At 63.6% G+C, this 19772-nt stretch carries 26 protein-coding genes and 1 other RNA gene; 10 read left to right on the plus strand and 17 right to left on the minus strand.

From position 1 onward, the window contains the following. Positions 1–2: 2 nt before the first annotated feature. Positions 3–482, plus strand: a complete 480-nt coding sequence (locus DT343_RS04725; RefSeq protein WP_112861943.1) for a glutathione peroxidase — start codon at positions 3–5, stop codon at positions 480–482. After that, positions 482–1888 carry a dihydrolipoyl dehydrogenase gene (gene lpdA / locus DT343_RS04730; protein WP_112861944.1) on the plus strand — a complete coding sequence of 469 codons (1407 nt, stop codon included), beginning with the start codon at positions 482–484 and terminating at the stop codon, positions 1886–1888. Before DT343_RS04725 ends, lpdA begins: the two co-directional genes overlap by 1 nt. Before the next feature lie 61 nt (positions 1889–1949). On the opposite strand, the gene DT343_RS04735 is transcribed toward lpdA, so the two are convergent. The 4 genes from DT343_RS04735 to DT343_RS04745 are packed head-to-tail and all read right to left on the minus strand — an operon-like array spanning position 1950 to position 5917. Then, positions 1950–2132 carry a DUF3606 domain-containing protein gene (locus DT343_RS04735; RefSeq protein ID WP_055753752.1) on the minus strand — a complete coding sequence of 61 codons (183 nt, stop codon included), beginning with the start codon at positions 2130–2132 and terminating at the stop codon, positions 1950–1952. A gap of 12 nt (positions 2133–2144) precedes the next feature. Next, complete coding sequence (locus DT343_RS17170; protein WP_146756709.1) at positions 2145–2582, minus strand: hypothetical protein; 438 nt, start codon at positions 2580–2582, stop codon at positions 2145–2147. Beyond that, the gene (locus tag DT343_RS04740; RefSeq protein ID WP_112861945.1) at positions 2582–3511 is read right to left on the minus strand and encodes a ParA family protein; all 930 of its coding nucleotides are present in this window, start codon (positions 3509–3511) and stop codon (positions 2582–2584) included. Before DT343_RS04740 ends, DT343_RS17170 begins: the two co-directional genes overlap by 1 nt. Before the next feature lie 51 nt (positions 3512–3562). Next, positions 3563–5917, minus strand: a complete 2355-nt coding sequence (locus DT343_RS04745; RefSeq protein WP_112861946.1) for an ATP-dependent helicase — start codon at positions 5915–5917, stop codon at positions 3563–3565. A gap of 125 nt (positions 5918–6042) precedes the next feature. Here DT343_RS04745 and DT343_RS04750 point away from each other — a divergent pair, with 125 nt between their 5' ends. Further along, the gene (locus DT343_RS04750; RefSeq protein WP_112861947.1) at positions 6043–6270 is read left to right on the plus strand and encodes a hypothetical protein; all 228 of its coding nucleotides are present in this window, start codon (positions 6043–6045) and stop codon (positions 6268–6270) included. Here the strand turns inward: DT343_RS04750 and DT343_RS04755 are convergent. The 3 genes from DT343_RS04755 to DT343_RS04765 are packed head-to-tail and all read right to left on the minus strand — an operon-like array spanning position 6251 to position 7623. Next, complete coding sequence (locus tag DT343_RS04755; protein ID WP_055805099.1) at positions 6251–6970, minus strand: SIMPL domain-containing protein; 720 nt, start codon at positions 6968–6970, stop codon at positions 6251–6253. The two genes, DT343_RS04750 and DT343_RS04755, sit on opposite strands and share 20 nt — an antisense overlap. Before the next feature lie 24 nt (positions 6971–6994). After that, positions 6995–7219 carry a ribbon-helix-helix domain-containing protein gene (locus tag DT343_RS04760; protein ID WP_112861948.1) on the minus strand — a complete coding sequence of 75 codons (225 nt, stop codon included), beginning with the start codon at positions 7217–7219 and terminating at the stop codon, positions 6995–6997. Next, on the minus strand, positions 7216–7623 hold the full coding sequence (locus tag DT343_RS04765) for a YbaY family lipoprotein (RefSeq protein WP_112861949.1): 408 nt from the start codon (positions 7621–7623) through the stop codon (positions 7216–7218). Before DT343_RS04765 ends, DT343_RS04760 begins: the two co-directional genes overlap by 4 nt. A gap of 106 nt (positions 7624–7729) precedes the next feature. Between DT343_RS04765 and DT343_RS04770 the strand changes: the two genes are divergently transcribed. Further along, a complete protein-coding gene (locus DT343_RS04770; protein ID WP_112861950.1) occupies positions 7730–8614 on the plus strand; it encodes a DMT family transporter in 885 nt (294 codons plus the stop codon). Between the two features lie 4 nt (positions 8615–8618). Here the strand turns inward: DT343_RS04770 and DT343_RS04775 are convergent, their stop codons facing one another. Together DT343_RS04775 and DT343_RS04780 are read right to left on the minus strand one after the other, a co-directional pair. Further along, the gene (locus DT343_RS04775) at positions 8619–8807 is read right to left on the minus strand and encodes a DUF4169 family protein (protein ID WP_112861951.1); all 189 of its coding nucleotides are present in this window, start codon (positions 8805–8807) and stop codon (positions 8619–8621) included. Between the two features lie 2 nt (positions 8808–8809). Beyond that, a complete protein-coding gene (locus tag DT343_RS04780) occupies positions 8810–10069 on the minus strand; it encodes a patatin-like phospholipase family protein (RefSeq protein ID WP_112861952.1) in 1260 nt (419 codons plus the stop codon). Positions 10070–10219: 150 nt separating this feature from the next. Between DT343_RS04780 and DT343_RS04785 the strand changes: the two genes are divergently transcribed. Continuing rightward, positions 10220–10459 carry a DUF2171 domain-containing protein gene (locus tag DT343_RS04785; protein WP_039243689.1) on the plus strand — a complete coding sequence of 80 codons (240 nt, stop codon included), beginning with the start codon at positions 10220–10222 and terminating at the stop codon, positions 10457–10459. Positions 10460–10555: 96 nt separating this feature from the next. Next, positions 10556–10942: a YccF domain-containing protein gene (locus DT343_RS04790; RefSeq protein WP_112861953.1), complete on the plus strand. Its 387-nt coding sequence runs from the start codon at positions 10556–10558 to the stop codon at positions 10940–10942. A 62-nt stretch (positions 10943–11004) separates the two neighbouring features. Here DT343_RS04790 and fumC read toward each other — a convergent pair whose 3' ends face one another. Continuing rightward, positions 11005–12396, minus strand: a complete 1392-nt coding sequence (gene fumC, locus DT343_RS04795) for a class II fumarate hydratase (protein WP_112861954.1) — start codon at positions 12394–12396, stop codon at positions 11005–11007. 108 nt (positions 12397–12504) lie between these two features. Between fumC and DT343_RS04800 the strand changes: the two genes are divergently transcribed. Beyond that, the gene (locus DT343_RS04800; protein ID WP_066551435.1) at positions 12505–12864 is read left to right on the plus strand and encodes a RusA family crossover junction endodeoxyribonuclease; all 360 of its coding nucleotides are present in this window, start codon (positions 12505–12507) and stop codon (positions 12862–12864) included. A gap of 6 nt (positions 12865–12870) precedes the next feature. On the opposite strand, the gene DT343_RS04805 is transcribed toward DT343_RS04800, so the two are convergent. From DT343_RS04805 to miaA, 3 genes are all read right to left on the minus strand, one after another. Continuing rightward, the gene (locus tag DT343_RS04805) at positions 12871–13344 is read right to left on the minus strand and encodes an SspB family protein (RefSeq protein WP_017504863.1); all 474 of its coding nucleotides are present in this window, start codon (positions 13342–13344) and stop codon (positions 12871–12873) included. Positions 13345–13457: 113 nt separating this feature from the next. Further along, positions 13458–13825: a transfer-messenger RNA gene (gene ssrA, locus DT343_RS04810) on the minus strand. Positions 13826–13835: 10 nt separating this feature from the next. Continuing rightward, positions 13836–14708, minus strand: coding sequence for a tRNA (adenosine(37)-N6)-dimethylallyltransferase MiaA (gene miaA, locus DT343_RS04815; protein ID WP_181669118.1), 873 nt, complete (start codon positions 14706–14708; stop codon positions 13836–13838). 74 nt (positions 14709–14782) lie between these two features. On the opposite strand from miaA, the gene DT343_RS04820 reads away from it, so the two are divergent. Both DT343_RS04820 and DT343_RS04825 read left to right on the plus strand, forming a co-directional pair. Beyond that, complete coding sequence (locus DT343_RS04820; protein WP_112861956.1) at positions 14783–15850, plus strand: Mrp/NBP35 family ATP-binding protein; 1068 nt, start codon at positions 14783–14785, stop codon at positions 15848–15850. A gap of 76 nt (positions 15851–15926) precedes the next feature. Then, the gene (locus DT343_RS04825; RefSeq protein WP_112861957.1) at positions 15927–17024 is read left to right on the plus strand and encodes an NADH:flavin oxidoreductase; all 1098 of its coding nucleotides are present in this window, start codon (positions 15927–15929) and stop codon (positions 17022–17024) included. A gap of 19 nt (positions 17025–17043) precedes the next feature. On the opposite strand, the gene DT343_RS04830 is transcribed toward DT343_RS04825, so the two are convergent. Then, positions 17044–17364: a YbjQ family protein gene (locus DT343_RS04830; protein ID WP_039243695.1), complete on the minus strand. Its 321-nt coding sequence runs from the start codon at positions 17362–17364 to the stop codon at positions 17044–17046. A 9-nt stretch (positions 17365–17373) separates the two neighbouring features. Further along, the gene (locus tag DT343_RS04835; RefSeq protein WP_112861958.1) at positions 17374–17901 is read right to left on the minus strand and encodes a dihydrofolate reductase; all 528 of its coding nucleotides are present in this window, start codon (positions 17899–17901) and stop codon (positions 17374–17376) included. A gap of 57 nt (positions 17902–17958) precedes the next feature. Between DT343_RS04835 and DT343_RS04840 the strand changes: the two genes are divergently transcribed. After that, a complete protein-coding gene (locus tag DT343_RS04840; protein ID WP_146756710.1) occupies positions 17959–18543 on the plus strand; it encodes a hypothetical protein in 585 nt (194 codons plus the stop codon). Here the strand turns inward: DT343_RS04840 and DT343_RS04845 are convergent. Beyond that, positions 18540–18845: a phosphoribosyl-ATP pyrophosphohydrolase gene (locus DT343_RS04845; RefSeq protein WP_112861960.1), complete on the minus strand. Its 306-nt coding sequence runs from the start codon at positions 18843–18845 to the stop codon at positions 18540–18542. The genes DT343_RS04840 and DT343_RS04845 overlap by 4 nt on opposite strands. Beyond that, positions 18845–19702: a thymidylate synthase gene (locus tag DT343_RS04850; protein ID WP_112862574.1), complete on the minus strand. Its 858-nt coding sequence runs from the start codon at positions 19700–19702 to the stop codon at positions 18845–18847. The genes DT343_RS04845 and DT343_RS04850 overlap by 1 nt, the downstream gene beginning before the upstream one ends. Between the last annotated feature and the right edge of the window lie 70 nt (positions 19703–19772).

The raw sequence follows: 19772 nt of genomic DNA on the forward strand, positions 1-19772 counted from the left end.
TCATGACCTCGGTCTATGACTTCTCCGCCCGCGCCATCGACGGCACGGACGTTTCGCTCGATCGCTTTCGCGGTCAGGCGCTGCTGATCGTCAATACGGCGTCCAAGTGCGGCTTCACCGGCCAATACGACGGTCTGGAAAAGCTGCACCGCGCGTTCGCCGATCAGCCGTTCGAGGTGTTGGGCTTCCCCTGCAACCAGTTCGGCGAGCAGGAGCCGGGCAGGGCGGCGGAAATCGCCGCCTTCTGCGCCACCAATTTCGACGTGACCTTCCCCCTGTTCGACAAGGTGGAGGTCAACGGACCGAACCGACATCCGCTTTACGCCTGGCTGACCGAACAGAAGCGCGGCTTCCTGGGCTCCAAGGCCATCAAGTGGAACTTCACCAAGTTCCTGACCGACCGCGAGGGCAGGGTGGTCGCCCGCTATGCCCCGCAGACTGAACCCGAGGCCATCAAGGCCGACATCGAGAAGTTGATCTAATGGCTGCTGAATTCGATCTCGTCGTCATCGGCTCGGGCCCCGGCGGTTATGTCGCGGCAATTCGCGCCAGCCAGTTGGGCCTGAAGGTCGCCATCGTCGAGCGCGAGAACTTGGGCGGCATCTGCCTGAACTGGGGGTGCATTCCGACCAAGGCCCTGCTGAAGTCGGGCGAAAAGTTCGAGAGCCTGAGCCACCTGAAGGAGTACGGCCTGTCGGCGTCGGGCGCGTCGTTCGACTTCGACGCCATCATCCAGCGCTCGCGCGGCGTGGCCAAACAGCTGAATCAGGGCGTCGGCTTCCTGATGAAGAAGAACAAGATCGAAGTGATCGAGGGTTCGGCAAAGCTGGAAAAGGGCGCCGCCGCGCCCAAGGTCGTCGTCGCCCTGAAAGCGGGCGGTTCGCGCGCGCTCGAGGCCAAGTCGGTCATGCTGGCCGTCGGCGCCCGCGCCCGCGCCCTGCCGCAGATCGGGCTGGAAGCCGATGGTGATCGCATCTGGGCCTATCGCGAGGCCATGGCGCCGAAGTTCATGCCCAAGTCGATTGTCGTGATCGGTTCGGGCGCCATCGGGATCGAGTTCGGCAGCTTCTATCGCGCCCTGGGCTGTGACGTGACCGTGGTCGAGGCGGTGGATCGCATCATGCCGGTCGAGGACGAAGAGGTCTCAAAGGCCGCGCAGAAGTCGTTCGAAAAGCGCGGCATGAAGTTCAAGCTGGGCGCCAAGGTCACCAAGGTGAGCAAGGACGCCAAGGGCGTGAAGGTCGCCGTGGAGATCGGCGGCAAGGCCGAGACCCTTGAAGCCGAGGTCTGCATCTCGGCTGTCGGCATCACCGCCAACACCGACGGCATCGGCCTGGAAGAACTGGGTCTGGAAATGGACCGCGGCCACGTCAAGATCGACAGCCACTGCCAGACCAATGTCAAGGGGCTGTACGCCATCGGCGACTGCGCCGGCGCGCCCTGGCTGGCGCACAAGGCGTCGCACGAAGGCATCCACGCTGCCGAACATATCGCCGGCTACAAGACCCCCAACGTCCATTCACCCATCGCCGGCTGCACCTATGCCCAGCCGCAGGTCGCCTCGGTCGGCGTCACCGAACAGGCTGCGCGCGCCGACAAGCGCGACGTCAAGATCGGCCGCTTCCCGTTCCGCGTGAACGGCAAGGCGATCGCCTCGGGCGACACCGACGGCTTCGTCAAGGTGATCTTCGACGCCAAGACCGGCGCCCTGATCGGCGCCCACATGATCGGTCACGAAGTGACCGAGATGATCCAGGGCTATGTCACCGCCATCACGATGGAGGCGACAGAGGAAGACATCCACGGGATCGTCTATCCGCACCCGACCATGTCGGAGGCCATGCACGAGGCGGCGCTGGACGCCTATGGGCGTGTGATCCACATCTAAGCCAGAGACGGAAACGGCCCCGGAGTGCTCCGGGGCCGTTTCTCGTTTCAGGCAGGCGGCGTCAGCGCTTCTTGCCCAATTCCGCCGCGATATCCTTGGTCATGCGCCCAACCTTGCGGTGGGCGGCGGTGATCTGGTCCTTGGTCACGCCCCAGCGCTTCATCCAGTATTCGACCGACTGACGTTCCGACAGATCAATGCGATCCTTGTCGATGAAGCCGCGCTTGTCCTTAAGGCCCGCCATTGCTCAAATCGCTTATGATGATCTTAGGCGAGCATCTCGCGTAGCTTCTTCCGCTATTATGATAAGAGATTGCTCGTGCTGCATGGCTTCCACAATCGTTTCGACGATTTGTCGACGCGGCATTTTGTTCAGTCTAGAAGATGGAATCGAAAACCGCTGTTTTGCTAGCAAGATTAAGTCCGACTTTGCGGTTTTCTCGTCATGTATAAAACTAAAGACTTGGTCTCGCGAAAAATCAGTTGCGTTGAATGCTGGCTGGCGTTCATCGGGCGCACTTCCTTTGAGCTTCACGCCGTGCAAAGAATTAGCCAGATTTCTTAATGCGTTCGAGAGGCGGATGTTTCCCGTGTACGGATCACTATGAAGCTCTGCTAAAGAGCGCAAATACCGAGCAATCTCTGCTTTAGAGAGAGGACGATCAGTTTGGTTCTGGTGGCTGCGGTTTGGCATTAGATGGCATCTATACGACCCTTGAGGGCGGCTGTCAGTCTTTGATAGAGCCTGTTTATCCCACGTCCACCGATGTTTTGCGTGTTCGATCTATCATACACTGGGACACCGGATGCCATAGCTTGAGAAATCCCTGTGCCTTTTTCGATGTATGGGCTCAGAAGGTCAGCGCCCCACTGGCGTTGAAGTGATCCTAGGTGCTGGGTGTGATCGTCTGTGTAGCCAGAAGTAGCAGGGCCGTGGGTCTCAATTCGGGTCACCACAACACCAACAAGCGCTGTATCTGGCACGTGGATGGATCGTGGTTTCCCCATCGCAGCTAAAGCTTTCATTCGTGTGTCAATTCCGCTGCCTATCATGTTTCTCAGGTGGGGGGCTCCTCGTTCCATCACTGCTTCTGGAACTACGGGGATAATATAGCCGTGGCTTGCTGCGATAGCATTTTGAGATACGATTTTAGTGGCTGGCGGACAATCGAAGATTATATAGTCGTAATCGCTGTCTATATTTGTTTCTTCTAACCATCGACATACCAAAGTGCGTTTATCCCATTCCGATTGGATGGCGTTACCTTGGTGGGAAGCTGTTAGTTCAATCTCGACATCGTCTAGCTGTAAGCTGGCTGGAACAATATCCAATCCGGCGTAATGGTGTGGGTTTAGATTTGTTGATCTAACTATGCCGGCCCCTGGCATATTGGCCGGCGAGATAAATGGTTTGAATATCTCATTAACAGTGAGTGAATTCGTAACCGAATTTTGCCAGCCAGAACCGCCCATGCATACGATAGACAAACTACTTTGGTGATCCATATCCATCAGCAATACGCGAGCATTGTGAAAACGAGCTAGCCCGGCAGCCACGTTGAAGGCGAGCGTAGTTTTTCCAACCCCGCCTTTAAAATTGATCACACTGACTCGTTTCGCCACTGGGTTGTCTCCTCGTTTATCTGAGGTATCGACAACAGCCTCGCTTAACAGTCAAGCCTTCTCGACAAAGCTGTCGATGACGCGCTTCTCCCCGGCCTTTTCGAACTCGACCAACAGTTTGTTGCCTTCGATCACGCGCACGTTTCCGTAGCCGAACTTCTGGTGAAAGACGCGTTCGCCCTTTTTCCAACCTGAGCTGGATTTGGGGTCGGCGGTGGCGATCAGTCGGCCGTCGCCCTCGATGACGGCCTTGCGCGCCGGAATCTTGGCCGGGGTCTGGGCGGCGGTGAAGGATTGGGCGCGTTTCCAGCCGGGGGAGGAATAGCCGCTGCCGAACGATGGCGCGTCGTCCCAGCGGCTCTTGGCCTCCTTCATGCCGGACGAAGCGCCGTAATAGCCGGTGTCGGACTGGGGATCGACGTGGGCGATGGGCAGTTCGTCGACGAAGCGACTGGGCAGTTGCGAGGTCCAGCGGCCATAGACCAGCCGGTTGGCGGCGAAGGAGATGCGGGCGTCCTGCTTGGCGCGGGTGACCCCGACATAGGCCAGGCGACGTTCCTCTTCGAGACCCTTCTCGCCCTTCTCATCGATGCTGCGCTGGCTGGGGAAGACGCCTTCCTCCCAGCCCGGCAGAAAGACCAGCGGGAACTCCAGCCCCTTGGCGCCATGCAGGGTCATGATCTGCACCGCGCCGTCGCCGTTGGGATCGTCGCTGGTTGCGCGCTCCAGATCCATGACCAGAGAGACGTGCTCCAGGTAGGCCTGAAGCGTCTCGAATTGCTGCATCGACTGGGTCAGCTCCTTCAGGTTCTCCAGGCGGGTCTGGCCGCTGGTGCGGTCGGCCTTCTGCATGTCGGTATAGCCGCTCTCCTCCAGCACCGTCTCCATGACCTGCCAGTGGGGCGTGGTCTCGGACAGTTGGCGCCAGCGGTCGATGTCGCGCACGAAGTTGGACAGGGCGGTGCGCGTACGGGCCTGAAGCTCGTCGGTATTGATAAGGCCTCGCACGGCGGTCAGGGCCGACAGGTCGTGCTGGCGGGCCAACTGCAGGATTTTCTGCACGCTGGTATCGCCAATGCCGCGTTTGGGGACATTGACGATTCGCTCGAAGGCGAGGTCGTCGTCTTCCGACAGGATCAGGCGCAGATAGGCGTGGGCGTCGCGGATCTCGGCGCGCTCGAAGAAGCGCGGCCCGCCGATGACGCTGTAGGGGATGGCCAGCATGACCAGCCGTTCTTCAAAGGCCCGCATCTGGAACGAGGCGCGAACCAGAATAGCCATGTCCTTGTATTTCAGGCCCGGCTCGCCGGCATGGGGACGGCGGGCGGTCTCGATCTCGTCGGCGATCAGCCGGGCCTCGGCCTCGCCGTCCCAGACGCCGCGCACCCGCACTTTGTCGCCGCTGTCGTCTTCGGTCCACAGGGTCTTGCCCAGACGATCGCGATTGGCGGCGATCAGGCCGGACGCCGCGCCTAGGATATGACTGGTCGAGCGGTAGTTGCGCTCCAGCTTGACGATCTTGGCGCCGGGGAAGTCCCGCTCGAAGCGCAGGATGTTGTCCACCTCGGCCCCGCGCCAGCCGTAGATCGACTGATCATCGTCGCCGACGCAGCAGACGTTGCCGGTCGAGGCCGTCAGCAGCCGCAGCCACAGATACTGGGCGACGTTGGTGTCCTGGTATTCGTCCACCAGGATGTAGCGGAAGCGACGGCGATATTCCTCAGCCAGGTCCGCATGCTGCGATAGAATGGTGATGTTGTGCAGCAGCAGATCGCCGAAGTCGCAGGCGTTCAGGCTGCGCAAGCGCGCCTGATAGGCGGCGTACAGACCCTGACCCTTGCCGTTGGCGAAGTCCTCGCCGGACGGCAGCTTGTCCGGCGTCCAGCCGCGGTTCTTCCAGTGGTCGATCAGGCCGGACAGCGACTTGGGCGTCCAGCGTTCGGTGTCGATGTTGGCCGCTTCCAGCAGCTGTTTCAGCACCCGTTCTTGGTCGTCGGTGTCCAGGATGGTGAAGCTGGATTTCAGGCCGACAAGTTCGGCGTGGCGACGCAAGATCTGGGCGGCGATGGAGTGGAAGGTGCCCAGCCAGCGCAGCCCTTCGGCGGACGGACCGATCAGTTGGGTGATCCGTTCGCGCATTTCGCGCGCGGCCTTGTTGGTGAAGGTGACGGCCAGCAGCTCCCACGGCTTGGCCCGGCCCGTCGCCAAGATGTGCGCCAGCCGTGTCGTCAGGACGCGAGTCTTGCCCGTGCCCGCGCCCGCCAGAACCAGAACCGGCCCCTCGGTCGTCTCGACCGCCTCGCGCTGCTCCGGGTTCAGCCCTCTCAGATAGTCATTCGACGCCTCGCCCTCGGGCGCGCGGGCTCGCGCCAGGTCGGAAATACGGGGGGCGGGAAGGTCGGTCACAGGCGCAGAAACATCCGTCAGTCAGATTCGAAACCGGAACATAAGGGGACCGCGCGGCAATGTCAGGGCCGCTGCCACAATGAAACCTCGGAACCCGGCGGATCGACGGCCGGTTCCTAGGTGCGATGCAGCAGAACACTGACAAAAGGGACGCGGCGTCACACCGCAAATCACGCGGCAAGAAGGCCGGGTGGTGGGCCTTCGTTCTGGGCATGGTCGGAATGTTCGTGATCCTGGCCGTCTGGGTCGTGTTGGTCGAGATGGGTCAAGATCCGCAGGCCGACGTCAATTTCATCGGGCAACCGCAATCCTCCGACGCCGGACCGCCCGAGACTACTTCAGACTATAGGTGATGGTCGTAACGACCCGGATCTTCTTGTCGATGGAGGCGGCTTCGTCGCCGGCTGCGCCATCGCGCGGCAGGATTTCGAACGAGCCTTGGGTGGCCTGACGGATCGGGCCCAAGGGCGTTCCGCTGTCCTTGGCGAACTGTTCCGCCCCGGTGCGCGCCGCCGCTGTACCCTCGGCGATCATTTGCGGGCGCACGTCGTTCAACTTGGTGAAGATGTAGGACGGACCCTGGAAGTCCTGCAGCACCACGTCCTGACGCACCAGATCGTTGAGCAGTCGCGTCGTTGCCTGAACTCGGGCGACATCGCTGGTCCGCACGATCACCGTCTGAGCCAGGATGAAGCGTGGACCGCCGTTCTGGGCGGCGTATTCTCGCGACCGGGTGTCGGCCACCTCCAACCGGCCCAATTCGATGGCCTGGGCAGGGTAGCCCTGGGCGGTGAGGAAGCGGCGGACCAGCGCCAGATCGCCGTCGATCTTGGTTTGAACTTCCGAAAGGACATCGCCCGAGGCCGTGAAGCGTAGCGGCAGGACGGCAAGGTCCGCTTTTACATTGCGTTCGGACAGGCCGCGTACCGTCACGGTGCGGTCGCCGGCGCGCGCGTGGATGACGCCCTGACCGATAAGGGCGCCGGCGCCGATGAAGCCGACAGCCAGAAGACCGCCGACAACGGCGGCTGGAAGCAGACGATTGTCGGACATGATCAGGTCTCCGTTGGATCGAAGCTACGCCGGTCTTCCATGATCCGCCACCCAGTCCAGCGCCAGCAGGCGACAGGCGGAGGCGAGGGGGCGTCGGCCGCGACCGGTGTCGATTTCAGCCAGAAGCTGGGCCTTGCTGAGGCTGCGGGCAGCCGCGATCCAGTCCAGCACGGCCCAGAATTCGGGCTCCAGCGCCACCGAGGTGGCATGGCCGGCGAGGGCGACCGAACGTTTGCTGAGGCTGCTCAACGCGCGGACTTCAGCACGATCTCGGCCGAGGCCGGCGCGCCGTTCGTCAGGATCGCGTGGCGGGTGTCCGTAACGAAGACCAGAGCGCCGGCCGCGTCTCGGATCTCGGCGCGCGCGGCATAGGTGTGGCGCGGATCGATCTGAGATGTGGGAAAGCCAAGGGTGACGCGATAGGGCGGGGCGCCGGTCAGCGGCTCGCTGGTCTCGGCGAGAACCTTGGCGGGCGCGTCGCCCAGACTGACGTCCTCAACCCTGACGGTCAGGACATGGCCGGGCGGCAGCATGATCCGTTCGCGATAGGTGGCCGTAACGTTCACCACCGTCGTTCCGGTCGTCACATCCGGCGTGGCGGCGCAGGCAGCCAGGACGAGGGCTGCGGGCAGGATCAGGGGGGCGTTTCGCATGGCAATCTCCTTCGAGGCGCCCAGTGTGTCACACTCAGGCGCAAGACGTGAGGGCGCGTGGCGTCACGGCGTGTTATGCGGGCCGTCCACCGCCGGAGGTCAACCCTTGAGCAGTCCCTTTGCGATCGTGGCGATCGCCATCTGCGCCCTGATCTGGGGCACGACCTGGTACGCGATCACCCTGCAGTTGGGGCCGGTTGATTCCATCGTCTCCATCGTCTGGCGGTTTGGTCTGGCGTCGGCGGTGCTGTTCGCCTTCTGCGCCGTGACGCGACGGCCGCTGCGTCTGACCCGCAGCCAGCATCTGGCCGCCATCGGACAGGGCGCCTTCGTCTTCGCGGTCAGCTATGGCTTCGTCTATGCCGCAGAAGGGCAGGTGGCGTCGGCTGTGGTCGCGGTGATCTTCGCCGCCCTGGCCTTTGTGAACCTGATCCTGTTTCGGCTGCTGGGTGGACAGAAGGCGGCGCCAGCGGCGTGGATCGGCGCAGTACTGGGCGTCATGGGCGTCGGGGTCTTGTCCTACGGCCAGATCACTGCGGCCGGCGCTGGGCTCAATCCGGGGCTGGGCGTCCTCTTCGCGCTAACCGCTGTACTGGCTTCGGCGCTCGGCAATTGGTTCGCCTGGAAGGGACAGCAGGCGGGCGCGCCCGTTATGGCCGCCACGTCCTGGGCGATGGCTTATGGCACAGCCATGTTGGCGCTGTACGGCATGGCGACCGGCGTGACGTGGCGGATCGAGCCGACGCCGGACTATGTCCTGTCGCTGCTTTATCTCTCGCTGTTCGGGTCGGTGATCGCGTTCGGCTTGTACTTCACCATCGCGCGCCAACGCGGCTATGCCCTGGCCAGCTACATCTCGGCTCTGACGCCGCCCATCGCCATGCTGGTGTCGGTGCTGTTCGAGGGCGCGCGTTTCGGCTGGAGCGCCCTGATCGGACTGGCGCTTGTGCTGGCGGGGCAGGTCATGCTGATCCGCGCGCCAAAGGCCTGAGCCATCAGTCGTCATTTTTCGGCTCCAGCCTCTGACCGTCCAACTGCTTATCGGCGCGATGACGTTCAAGAGCGGACAGAGTCTTTTCGGCCTTGGAGCGTCCGTGCGCCACGCGGTTGGCGGCGGCCAGGGCCTTGTTTTCGGCCTTGGCGCGGGCCTTTCGTGCCCGGTTCAGATTGATGATCTCGCCCATGACTACGACGTGGGCTTGTCGGAGGGGGGCGTATCCGCCGACGGTTTGGTCGAGGGCTCGGGCGCCAGCACAGCCGGCACCTGAGACTCCGAAATTGTCGTCTGGGGGATGAAGGGCTGGTCCGCCGGGCGTTCGCCCAGCCGTGTCCAGGCATCGGCGCCGCGTCCGCGCTGGCGACCCAGTTCGAACATGGCCGTCATGGTCTCCTGATCGAACTTCAGGCTAGAGGCGGCGACATTGTCTGGAATGGCCGACAGGGCCATGTCCAGCCCATTGCGCCGCGCGAACGCCGCCGTCACCGCCAAATGGATGCGCAGCGACGACTTGCTCATGCTGTCATAGGTCCGCGCCAGGATCCCCGACAGGCGGCCGGGCGTGACCCCGTCGTTGCGGCCGACCTGACCGTTGACGATGACATAGAGGGCGCCGACACGCCCTTCGTCCTTTGGACGGGTCCACAGCATCAGGTCCTCAGGAATGGCCAGGAACGGCGTGTTGACGCCGCCGTCGACGTGCATTTCCAGAACCACCTTGTCGTCGTCCTGAAGCCCGGCGATCAGAACCGGAGGGAAGACGCCGGGAATGCTGGCCGAGGCGACCAGCACCTCCTTGAACAGTTCGCGGGCGTTCTCGTCGCCCTGGGTCGCCAAAAGGCCCATGTCCCAGATGACGGTTTCCTCGCTGTCCAGATCGGTCGTCGCCAACAGCAGGCGTCGGCCCTTGGCGTGCTCGCGCGCGACGGCCTGCATCAGTTCAGGGGTGACGTTCTCGTCCACCAGATTGCGCAGGACCTGCGATGAGAACAGGCTCGGGTTCAGGAAGGCGGCGAAACTGCGCCAGCTCAGCAAATTGCTGGCGGCGCCGCTGGTATAGGCGTGCTGAAGTTCGTCGTCCCACTCCGATCCGAGAAAGGCGAATGGAGCGGCGAGGGCTCCGGTGCTGACGCCGGTGACCACGTCGAACGCGGGGCGATCGCCCTGTTCGGTCCAACCGACCAGCAGCCCTGCGCCGTAGGCTCCGTTTGCGCCGCCGCCAGACAGCGCCAGGATCGAGGTGGGCTTGTCGGGCCGAAGTCGCTGACCGATTTCCTGGGTGAAGGCCTGCAGACGCGCGCTGTCGCTGGCGCGGATGCGAGGGTCTTCCGCCTTGACGAGCGTGCCGTCGGTGATGCGGAGGGGGCCGGTCGGGCGATCCAGGGTGCCACACGCCGACAAGGCCAGGGCCATGAGGACGCCGAACAGGCCTGATCCAATCCGCCGCATGTCTCGAGTTCCGGTTCCGTGTGAACGCCGGCTTCTACCGCGTCCTGGCCAAGCCTGTCATCATGGCGATGAACAAGCGTCGCCGTTTGAAACCGTCGAAGGCCGGGTGTGTTCTCATCGGCAGGACAAACCAAACTGCTGGAGATACACATGGTTGACGTTTCGCTCATCAAGGAACACCTCGAAGTCGTAGGCTCGGACGGCGGTCACGTGGGCCGCGTCGATCACGTCCTGGGCGATCAGATCGAACTGGCGAAGCTGGATTTCGCCGGCGGCTTCAAGCACCACATGATCCCGGTCAGCTGGGTCGAACGGGTTGACGACAAGCACGTCCATCTGAGCCTGACCCAAGACGACGCCAAGGCGCGCTGGACCGAGAAGCCGCACTAAGGCCGATCTGACGCCGATTTAATGAAGGCCCCGCTGCACAAGCGGGGCCTTTTGCTTATCTGAGGTACGTCGCATTGGGCGACATTGGAGTCGGTCTTGATGCGCCTGATCCTGAATATCCTCTGGCTCATCTTCGGCGGCTGGATTTCCGGCCTTGTGTGGCTGCTGGGCGGCGCAATTCTGGCGCTGACCGTCGTCGGCCTTCCGTGGACGTTCGCGGCGTGGCGCATCGCCAGCTATTCGTTCTGGCCCTTCGGCCGCGAGATCGTGTGGCAGGACACGCATCCCGTCGCTGGCTGTGTCGGCGTCGTGTTGAACGTGGTCTGGTTCATCGTGGCCGGCTGGTACATCGCCCTGACGCATTTGATCATCGCCGTGGCGGAGTTCGTCTCCATCATCGGCATACCATTTGCGCTGAAGGATCTCGAATTGGCCAAGCTGGCGCTGGCGCCGGTCGGACGCACCATCCGCGACAAGGCCTGACCCAAACGAAAACGCCGACGTCAGACGACGTCGGCGCTGCAAAATGTAGTCCCTGGATGGGATCAGCCCGGCGAGATCATCTTCTCCGGCCGCACGGCTTCATCGAACTCGGCGTCCGTCAGATAGCCGCCTCCCACAGCCTCTTCACGCAGGGTGGTGCCGTTCTTGTGCGCGGTCTTGGCGATCTTGGCGCACAGGTCATAGCCCAGCTTGCCGTTCAGGGCGGTGACCAGCATCAGCGAGTTGTTCAGGCCGCGCGCGATATTGTCCTCGCGCGCCTCGATGCCGACGACGCAGTTGTCGGTGAAGCTGATGGCCGCATCGGCGACCAGGCGCACCGACTGCAGGAAGTTGTAGGCCATCACGGGGTTGTAGACGTTCAGCTCGAAATGGCCTTGCGATCCCGCGAAGGTCAGGGCGGCGTTGTTGCCGAACACCTGGACGCAGACTTGTGTCAGAGCTTCGCATTGCGTCGGATTGACCTTGCCCGGCATGATCGACGAGCCCGGCTCGTTTTCCGGCAGCGCCAGTTCGCCCAGACCCGAGCGCGGGCCGGAGCCCAGGAAGCGGATGTCGTTGGCGATTTTGAACAGGCTGGCGGCGACCGTGTTGATGGCGCCGTGGCTAAAGACCATGGCGTCGTGGGCGGCCAGGGCCTCAAACTTGTTCGGGGCCGTCGTGAAGGGCAGGCCGGTGATCTCGGCGATCTGGGCCGCAACCTTTTCGGCGAAGCCGATGGGCGCGTTCAGGCCGGTGCCCACGGCGGTGCCGCCCTGCGCCAGTTCCATCAAGGCCGGCAGGGTCTGTTCGATGCGCTTGATGCCGTTCTCCACTTGCTGGGCGTAGCCGCCGAACTCTTGGCCCAGTGTCAGAGGCGTGGCGTCTTGGGTATGGGTGCGGCCGATCTTGATGATGTGGGCCCAGGACTTCGCCTTGGCGTCCAGGGCAGCGTGCAGATGTTTCAAGGCCGGGATCAGGTCGTTGACCACCTGCTCGGCGCAGGCGACGTGCATGGCCGTGGGATATGTGTCGTTGGACGACTGGCTCATGTTGACGTGGTCGTTGGGATGGACCGGCTTCTTGGAGCCCATCTCGCCACCCAGAATCTCGATCGCGCGATTCGAGATCACCTCATTGGCGTTCATGTTCGACTGGGTGCCCGAACCCGTCTGCCAGACCACCAGCGGGAAGTGATCGTTCAGCTTGCCTTCGATGACCTCATTGGCGGCCTTGATGACGGCGTCGGCCAGGGCTGGGTCCAGCTTGCCCAGGTCGCGATTGGTCTCGGCGGCGGCGCGCTTCACGATGCCCAGGGCGCGCACGACAGGCAGGGGCTGCTTCTCCCAGCCGATCTTGAAGTTGCCCAGCGATCGCTGCGCCTGAGCGCCCCAGTAGCGGTCGGCGGCGACTTCGATCGGGCCGAAGGTGTCGGTTTCTGTCCGGACGTTGCTCATGCGCGTAAATCTCGTCTCTCAGGCGTGGCGATGGGTTGCGCGGCGGTGTAGCACGAGAACCATGCAGGGCAAGAAGAGCGCGGATATCCTCACACCGGCAATCGTCGCATGACCGCCGGCTGGATTGGGACCGGCAAGGTCAGGGCGCGTGAGGATGGCGATGCGGTCGAGATCGTCATCGACGGCCTGACGACCCAGGCCAAATACTACAAGCCGCTGGTCTATGAGTTCATGCGCAAGGAATGGCGCGGAGCCAGACCATCATGGGGCGACCATGTCGTGGAAATCCGCATGGAACATGTCGGCGAACCGCCCTGGATGGACCTCGACAATCTGGCCAAGGCCTTGCTCGACTCCATCAAAGGCTATCTGTTCCACGACGACGCTCAGGTCGCGCGGCTGCTGGTCGAAAGACGCGAAGGCGAAAGAGAGCGGATCCTGATCCGCTCCTATCCACGCAAGGACTGACGGCGGCTATTTCTTGCGGAACTGGTCCAGCGAAACGACCTTGGGGCCGTCCGAAATCGGCGGCATGTCCTGGGGCGGGGTCGGCTCGTCTTCGACCTCGTCCAGAAGCTGCGGGTCTTCGAACTGCAGCAGGAATTGGACGCTGGGATCGTAGAAGCGCGTGATCGCGGAATAGGGGATGACCAGGCTCTTGGGCATGCCGCCGAAGCGCAACTTGACCGAGAAACGCTCAGGCTCGACGCGCAGATCGTCATACTGGTGCTGCAGAACGACCGTCATCTCTTCCGGATATTTCGCCAGAATGTCAGGGGCCACGCTGACGCCGACGGCCCGTGTCTTGAAGGTGATGTAGAAGTGGTGGGCGCCGGGCAGGCCCTCGGCCAGCACGCGTTCCAGCGCGGCGCGCATGACGCCGCGCAGGGCTTCCTGCGCCAGCTGTTCGTACCGCATCTCATCGACCGGAGGGGCCTGGTCGCTCATCGTCACCTCACATCAGAGCGCGACTGATAGCGGCGCAGGGCCGTAGGCGAAAGGTGTCATGAAGGTAAAGCGCCGGGATTCTGGCGCCAGGCTCCCGATCATCTTTTGGAAAGTGTCGGGGGTTCTGTTGCCAGGCCCCCCGACGGGCCCCGCCCAAGGATCTGAACCCCTAGGACTTAAGATTCGAAATCACTCGAACCGCATTACGCGGCGAGAGCGACTTCTCCAGCGAAGTTATCGTTCGCAGTTAGAAAATGGCCCGATACGGTGGGCCAGGACGAGCGAAAGCAATCCTCTTTACACGTCCGTCGATGCTAGTCGGCCCCATGCTGCCTCCGCCGATAACGCGGGGAGAAAGTTGGTGGAGCCGCCGGGAATCGCACCCGGGTCCGGTCCGCTTATTACAAGCGCGTTTATCGCTATAGTCCGGCCGAAACCGGACCAGACGAATATAGGCACAGCCGTGAGGCATTCCAAGCGCCGGATTGCACTCAGGCGCGGCGCCAGTCCGGCGTCTGGTTTCGAAACCACGTCAACTGACGTTTGGCGTAGTTCCGTGTGGCTTGTTTTAGCGCGGCGATCGCGTCGTCGCGGGCCAAATCGCCGGACAGGTAGGCGGCCAGTTCTCTAACCCCGACCGCCTTCATGGCAGGCAGGGCGGGGCTCAAACCACGGTCCAAAAGGGCTTGAACTTCGGCTATGGCCCCCTGATCGATCATCAGGTCCACGCGCTGGTCGCAGCTTGCGTAGAGTTGCTGACGCTCGGGCTCCCTGACCCATCCGGTCCATGAACCCGGCGCCAACAAGGGTTGAGTGTCGCCCTTCCAGGCGCTCAACGCGCGGCCGCTGGCGATGAAGACGCTCATCGCCCGCACCAGTCGCTGGCGGTCTCCGTGTTCGATGGCCTGCGCCGCCTCGGCATCGATCTGGCTCAGGCGCTGGCGGAAACCCGGCTCGCCCAGCGCGGCATAGTCGGCTTCCACCTGACCGCGCACCGCGCTCGGCACTGCAGGAATATCGGCCAGGCCGCGCGTCAGGCTCATGAAGTAAAGGCCTGTCCCGCCCACCAGAATGGCCGGGCGGCCCTGTTTGCGAAGGTCGTCGAGCAACGCCATCACCGCGCGGCTCCAGCGTCCGACCGACCAGGCGTCGGCCGCGTCTGCGATGCCATATAGTCGGTGATCGGCTTGGGCTTCGTCCTCAACCGAGGGGCGGGCCGTCAGGACACGCAGGTCGGCGTAGAGCTGTTGGCTGTCGGCATTGATGATCACAGCGCCCGTTTCGCGCGCCATCTTCAGCGCCAGCGCCGACTTGCCCGAGGCCGTCGGGCCGGCGATCAGCGTGATTGAGGGTGGCTGGGACAAATGGTGGCTCGCGGGACGGGTTCGACGGCGATAGAACGCGCGCATCATCGCCTGCAAGTCTTCTGGAGACCGCCTTGGTCGAACGCTCCGCCGTCATCGCCGCCCTCGACGCCATCATCGATCCGGTTTCCGGCCAAGGGCTGGTCGCCGCCGGTCTGGTTCAGGGTCTGGTCGTGGCCGAGGATCGCGCGGGGTTTGCCATGGAAGTCGATCACGCCCAAGCGGCCGCCTACGCACCGGTTCGTGATGCGGCGGAGGCTGCGCTGAAGGCCATTCCCGGCATGGCGCGCGTCTCGGTCATTCTGACCGCCGAGACCAAGCCTGCTGCCGCGCCGCGCACGGCGGGCCTGTCCAAGGCGGCGGTCGATCAGGGCCGCGCCAAGGCGCCCGTCCCGACCGATCGTCCGGCCCATGTCCGCCGCGTGTTGGCCGTCGCCAGCGGCAAGGGTGGGGTGGGCAAGTCCACGGTCGCCGTGAATTTGGCCGCTGCACTTTCGGCGCGCGGGCTATCGGTCGGCATTCTCGACGCCGATGTGTATGGGCCGTCGCTGCCGACCATGTTGGGCATCAGCGGCCAACCCGCCTATGCGGACGGCGCCATCGTGCCGCACGTCGCCCACGGGCTGAGGGCCATGTCGGTCGGCCTTCTGACCAAGATGGACGACGCCATGATCTGGCGCGGACCCATGGCGTCGCAGGCCATCACGCAGATGCTGACCCAGACGCGTTGGGGGACGGCTGATGCGCCCCTGGACGTGCTGGTGGTCGATCTGCCGCCGGGCACGGGCGACGTGCAGCTGACCCTGATTCAGAAGACGCCGCTGGATGGGGCGGTGATCGTGTCGACGCCGCAGGAAGTGGCCTTGGCCGATGCGCGGCGCGCCCACACATTGTTCCAGCGCGTCAATGTCCCGACGTTGGGCCTGATCGAGAACATGAGCGGTGCGGTCTTTGGTGAAGGCGGGGGGAAGGCCGAGGCCGAGCGCCTATCCATCCCCTTCTTGGGCGCCTTGCCGCTGGACGCCGCCTTGCGAGAGGGCGGGGATGCCGGACGACCGCTTGTCGCAACCGATCCTCAGGGCGATATCGCAGGCAGTTTCGCCGAAATAGCCACGCACGTCTCTGCGGCGCTCGGGATTTAGAAAAAGCCGAGGCTGGGGGTTTTCAAACGCAACCCTGTTCGCCACCTTGGGTGCTACAGATACCCAAGGAGTTCCGATGAGCCTCGACGCCCTGTTCAGTCCATTCACGATCAAGGGGCTGACCCTGCCCAACCGCATCGTCATGGCGCCCATGACGCGGTCCTTCTCGCCGAACGGCGTCCCGACCTCCGACGTCGCCGCCTATTATCGCCGTCGCGCCGAGGGCGGGGTGGGCCTGATCGTCACCGAGGGCACGGTCGTCGAGCGCCCGGCGGCGCGAAATGACGCCAATGTTCCGGTTTTCCACGGCGAAGCGCTGCCGGAGTGGAAGTCCGTGGTGCAAGAGGTTCATGCCGCCGGCGGTCTGATCGCGCCGCAGATCTGGCACGTGGGCTCTGCGCGCGGACGCGGCGATGACTGGGCGCCGCTGGGCAAGGTGGATAGCCCGTCTGGCATGACCATGCCGGGCAAGACCAAGCTGGAGCCGATGACGGAGGAAGATGTCGCCGACACGATCGCCGCTTTCGGCCGGTCGGCCCGCGCGTCTCGCGACCTCGGCTTCGACGCCGTCGAAATCCACGGCGCCCATGGCTATCTGATCGACCAGTTCTTCTGGGGCGGCCTGAATGCGCGCGAGGACCGCTGGGGCGGGCCGACCATCGCCGACCGCGCTCGCTTCGGCGCCGAGGTCGTGAAGGCGGTGCGCGAAGGCGTCGGCGACGACATTCCCGTAATCCTGCGCCTGTCGCAGTGGAAGCTTCAGGATTATACGGCCCGCATCGCCGAGACGCCGGAGCAGATGGTCGAGTGGCTGACGCCACTGTCGGACGCCGGCGTCGATGTCTTCCACTGCTCTCAGCGCCGCTTCTGGGAGCCGGAATTCGAAAGTTCGGACCTGAACTTCGCCGGCTGGACCAAGAAACTGATGGGCAAGCCTACGATCACCGTCGGGTCCGTGGGCCTGGACGGCGAGTTCATCGCGGCCTTCGGCGGCGAAGGTTCAAAGCCCGCCTCGCTGGACGGTCTCTTGCGCCGTTTGGAGAACGAGGAGTTCGACCTGGTCGCCGTCGGCCGGGCGCTGCTGGCCGATCCTCAGTGGGTCGCCAAGATCCGCGACGGCCGCGAAGACGAGCTGCGCAACTTCGAGCGTTCGGACCTGATGACCCTGTCCTGATCAAAAGATGTCGAGCCGGTTACGCCGGCTCGACGATCACGCCCGTGCCGTAGCATAGCACCTCGGTCACGCCGGGCATGATCTCGGTCGCGTCATAGCGGACGGCCAGGATGGCGTTGGCGCCGTGGGCCTGGGCATGTTTGACCAGTTCGTCATAGGCTTCCTGACGCCCGGCCTCAGCCAGCTTCACATAGGCGCCGACGCGGCCGCCCAGCATGGACTGGACCCCGCCGATGGCGTCGGAGATGGCGTTGCGAGAGCGCACCGTGACACCGCGCACCAGGCCGATGTGGCGCGTGACGCGAAAGCCGGGCAGGTCGTTGGTCGTGGTGACGTACATCTGTTTCTCCTAGCGGCGTTCCAGCACCCGGAAGATGAAGGCGTGATCATCCTTCTCGCCTGCCTGATGCGATTCTGACGATACCTCGACCCACGCGGTTTCGTCGAATGCAGGAAAGACGGCGTCGCCTTCGGGCGAGGCCTCGACCTCGGTGATGTACAGGCGCCTGGCGCGGGGCAGGGACGCCTCGAACAGGGCGGTGCCGCCGATGATGCAGATCTCATCGACGCCATCGTCCTCGGCTGTCTCGCGCCCGATCTCGATGGCTTCGTCCAGGGTGGCGCAGACCAGCGCGCCCTTGGACATACCGTCGCTTTCGTAGGATTCGTCACGCGTCAACACGATGTTCAGCCGGCCTGGCAGAGGCTTCAGCGGTAGGCTCTCCCAAGTCTTGCGGCCCATCAGGCAGGGCTTGCCGACGGTGATGGCCTTGAAGCGCTGCAGGTCGCTGCGCAGCCGCCAGGGCAGGTCGCCGTTTCGGCCGATGACGCCGTTGCGTCCACGCGCGACGACCAAGGAAATGAGGGGCTGGGGCAAGAACCTTGACCGTATCGATGCGTTGAGGTGAGCCATCCCATGGACGCGAGCCCCGTCATGAGCAAGTACATCCCCGCCATCGTAGTCGGTTTCCTTGTCGCGCTCCTTGTCAGCGCCGGTCTGGCGTTCTTCTTTTCGTCAGCAGGCGCGGACGCGGGCTATCTGCCGCTGATGGTCGGCGCGTTCCTGGGCGTCTTTACGGCCTATATCATGGCCAATCTCGCCGGAACCAAGCTCGGTAAGGCCGCAACGCGGGAGCAGAAGCAGGCCGTGCTAGGGTTCAGCCCCGAACCGGGACATGCGTTGCTGATCGTTTACCGCGAAGGCTTTGTGGGCAAGGCGGCGGGAATGGACCTATCGGTGGACGACCGGTTTGTAGCGCAGCTGAAGAGCCCCCGCTTCACCGCCATTTCCGTTTTGCCGGGCGGTCACCAGTTGTGGATGGCGTTCGGCGGCCTGGCGGGCAAACAGAGCAAGCCGACGGTCGAGGGCTTCATAGCCGCGCCGGGCGACGTGATCGCCTTTCGCGCCACGATGCAGATGGGCATGACGAAGAACAGAATCGTCGTCGAACGCATCACAACGGATCAGGATCTGGTCCGGCGCCTGACGCCGATGATCATGATTGCACCCGAAGCCTAAGCTCCGATTTGAGAGTCCAACCACTTCAGCCATTTGCGCTGCATGGCTTGCTCCAGATCCACGCCCGCTCGGGCGCAGTAGATCAGCAGCATGCCCAGCACATCCGCCGCCTCGTCGCCCAGCGCCTGGGCGTCAGGCGCGCCTCGCGCGCGGCTGGTCAGACGCAGGTGCTCGGCGGTCAGTTCGCCCAGCTCTTCCTGCAGCTTCAGCAGCGCCCAATCCCGATCCCGGTCGATGTCGTGTTCGGCGGCGTAGATGTCGGAGATGCGCAGGACGTCGGCCTGCAGGTCCTTGAGGTTCATCAGACCGCGACGGCCGCCTTGATATGCGGCCAGGCCTCGTAGCCTTCGAGTGTGAAGTCCGAGAGGTCGAAGGCGAACAGGTCGGTCTTGGGCGCGATCTGCATAACAGACAGAGGCAGGGGCTCGCGGGTCAGCTGAAGCTCGGCCTGCTCAAGGTGGTTCAGGTAAAGGTGGGCGTCGCCAAAGGTGTGGACGAAGTCGCCCGGCTCCAACCCCACCACCTGGGCCAGCATCATCGTCAGCAGGGCGTAGGAGGCGATGTTGAACGGCACGCCCAGGAAGACGTCGGCGCTGCGCTGATACAGCTGGCAGCTGAGCTTTCCGTCGGCGACGAAGAACTGGAAAAGGCAGTGGCAGGGCGGCAGCGCCATGTCGTCGACATCGGCCGGGTTCCAGGCGGTGACGATGTGGCGACGGCTGTTGGGATTGGTCTTCAGCCCATGAACCAGCTTCTCGATCTGGTCGATGACGCGGCCGTCCGGCGCAGTCCAGGACCGCCATTGCTTGCCGTAGACCGGACCCAACTCGCCCTCGGCGTCGGCCCATTCGTCCCAGATGCGAACGCCATTATCCTTCAGATAGGCGATGTTGGTTTCGCCACGCAGGAACCACAGCAGTTCGACGATGATCGACCGCAGATGCAGCTTCTTGGTCGTCAGGACCGGGAAACCCTTGCACAGATCGAACCGCATCTGGCGACCGAAGACGCCCAAGGTGCCGGTGCCGGTGCGGTCGTCGCGACGGACGCCATTGTCGAGGATGTCGCGCAGCAAGTTCAGATACTGCCGCTCGGGATGATCGGTCGGCGCCGCAGCGATGCGAGCCTGAAGTTCAGCGATGGCGACCTGAGCGTTCATGGCGTCAGCTTCCACCCGAATCAGTCGTTCGCCAATGAGCCGTCGGTGGTCGCCATCGGATCGTTGTGGA

The organism is Brevundimonas vesicularis (assembly GCF_900445985.1).
Lineage (GTDB): Bacteria > Pseudomonadota > Alphaproteobacteria > Caulobacterales > Caulobacteraceae > Brevundimonas > Brevundimonas vesicularis_D.

Bases quoted from the DNA above. Each gene is read 5' to 3' on its own strand.
- DT343_RS04725 (WP_112861943.1), top strand. From the start codon at position 3: ATGACCTCGGTCTATGACTTCTCCGCCCGCGCCATCGACGGCACGGAC.
- lpdA (WP_112861944.1), top strand. From the start codon at position 482: ATGGCTGCTGAATTCGATCTCGTCGTCATCGGCTCGGGCCCCGGCGGT.
- DT343_RS04735 (WP_055753752.1), bottom strand. From the start codon at position 2,132: ATGGCGGGCCTTAAGGACAAGCGCGGCTTCATCGACAAGGATCGCATT.
- DT343_RS17170 (WP_146756709.1), bottom strand. From the start codon at position 2,582: ATGCCAAACCGCAGCCACCAGAACCAAACTGATCGTCCTCTCTCTAAA.
- DT343_RS04750 (WP_112861947.1), top strand. From the start codon at position 6,043: ATGCAGCAGAACACTGACAAAAGGGACGCGGCGTCACACCGCAAATCA.
- DT343_RS04755 (WP_055805099.1), bottom strand. From the start codon at position 6,970: ATGTCCGACAATCGTCTGCTTCCAGCCGCCGTTGTCGGCGGTCTTCTG.
- DT343_RS04765 (WP_112861949.1), bottom strand. From the start codon at position 7,623: ATGCGAAACGCCCCCCTGATCCTGCCCGCAGCCCTCGTCCTGGCTGCC.
- DT343_RS04775 (WP_112861951.1), bottom strand. From the start codon at position 8,807: ATGGGCGAGATCATCAATCTGAACCGGGCACGAAAGGCCCGCGCCAAG.
- DT343_RS04780 (WP_112861952.1), bottom strand. From the start codon at position 10,069: ATGCGGCGGATTGGATCAGGCCTGTTCGGCGTCCTCATGGCCCTGGCC.
- DT343_RS04785 (WP_039243689.1), top strand. From the start codon at position 10,220: ATGGTTGACGTTTCGCTCATCAAGGAACACCTCGAAGTCGTAGGCTCG.
- fumC (WP_112861954.1), bottom strand. From the start codon at position 12,396: ATGAGCAACGTCCGGACAGAAACCGACACCTTCGGCCCGATCGAAGTC.
- DT343_RS04800 (WP_066551435.1), top strand. From the start codon at position 12,505: ATGACCGCCGGCTGGATTGGGACCGGCAAGGTCAGGGCGCGTGAGGAT.
- DT343_RS04805 (WP_017504863.1), bottom strand. From the start codon at position 13,344: ATGAGCGACCAGGCCCCTCCGGTCGATGAGATGCGGTACGAACAGCTG.
- DT343_RS04825 (WP_112861957.1), top strand. From the start codon at position 15,927: ATGAGCCTCGACGCCCTGTTCAGTCCATTCACGATCAAGGGGCTGACC.
- DT343_RS04830 (WP_039243695.1), bottom strand. From the start codon at position 17,364: ATGTACGTCACCACGACCAACGACCTGCCCGGCTTTCGCGTCACGCGC.
- DT343_RS04840 (WP_146756710.1), top strand. From the start codon at position 17,959: ATGAGCAAGTACATCCCCGCCATCGTAGTCGGTTTCCTTGTCGCGCTC.
- DT343_RS04845 (WP_112861960.1), bottom strand. From the start codon at position 18,845: ATGAACCTCAAGGACCTGCAGGCCGACGTCCTGCGCATCTCCGACATC.
- DT343_RS04850 (WP_112862574.1), bottom strand. From the start codon at position 19,702: ATGAACGCTCAGGTCGCCATCGCTGAACTTCAGGCTCGCATCGCTGCG.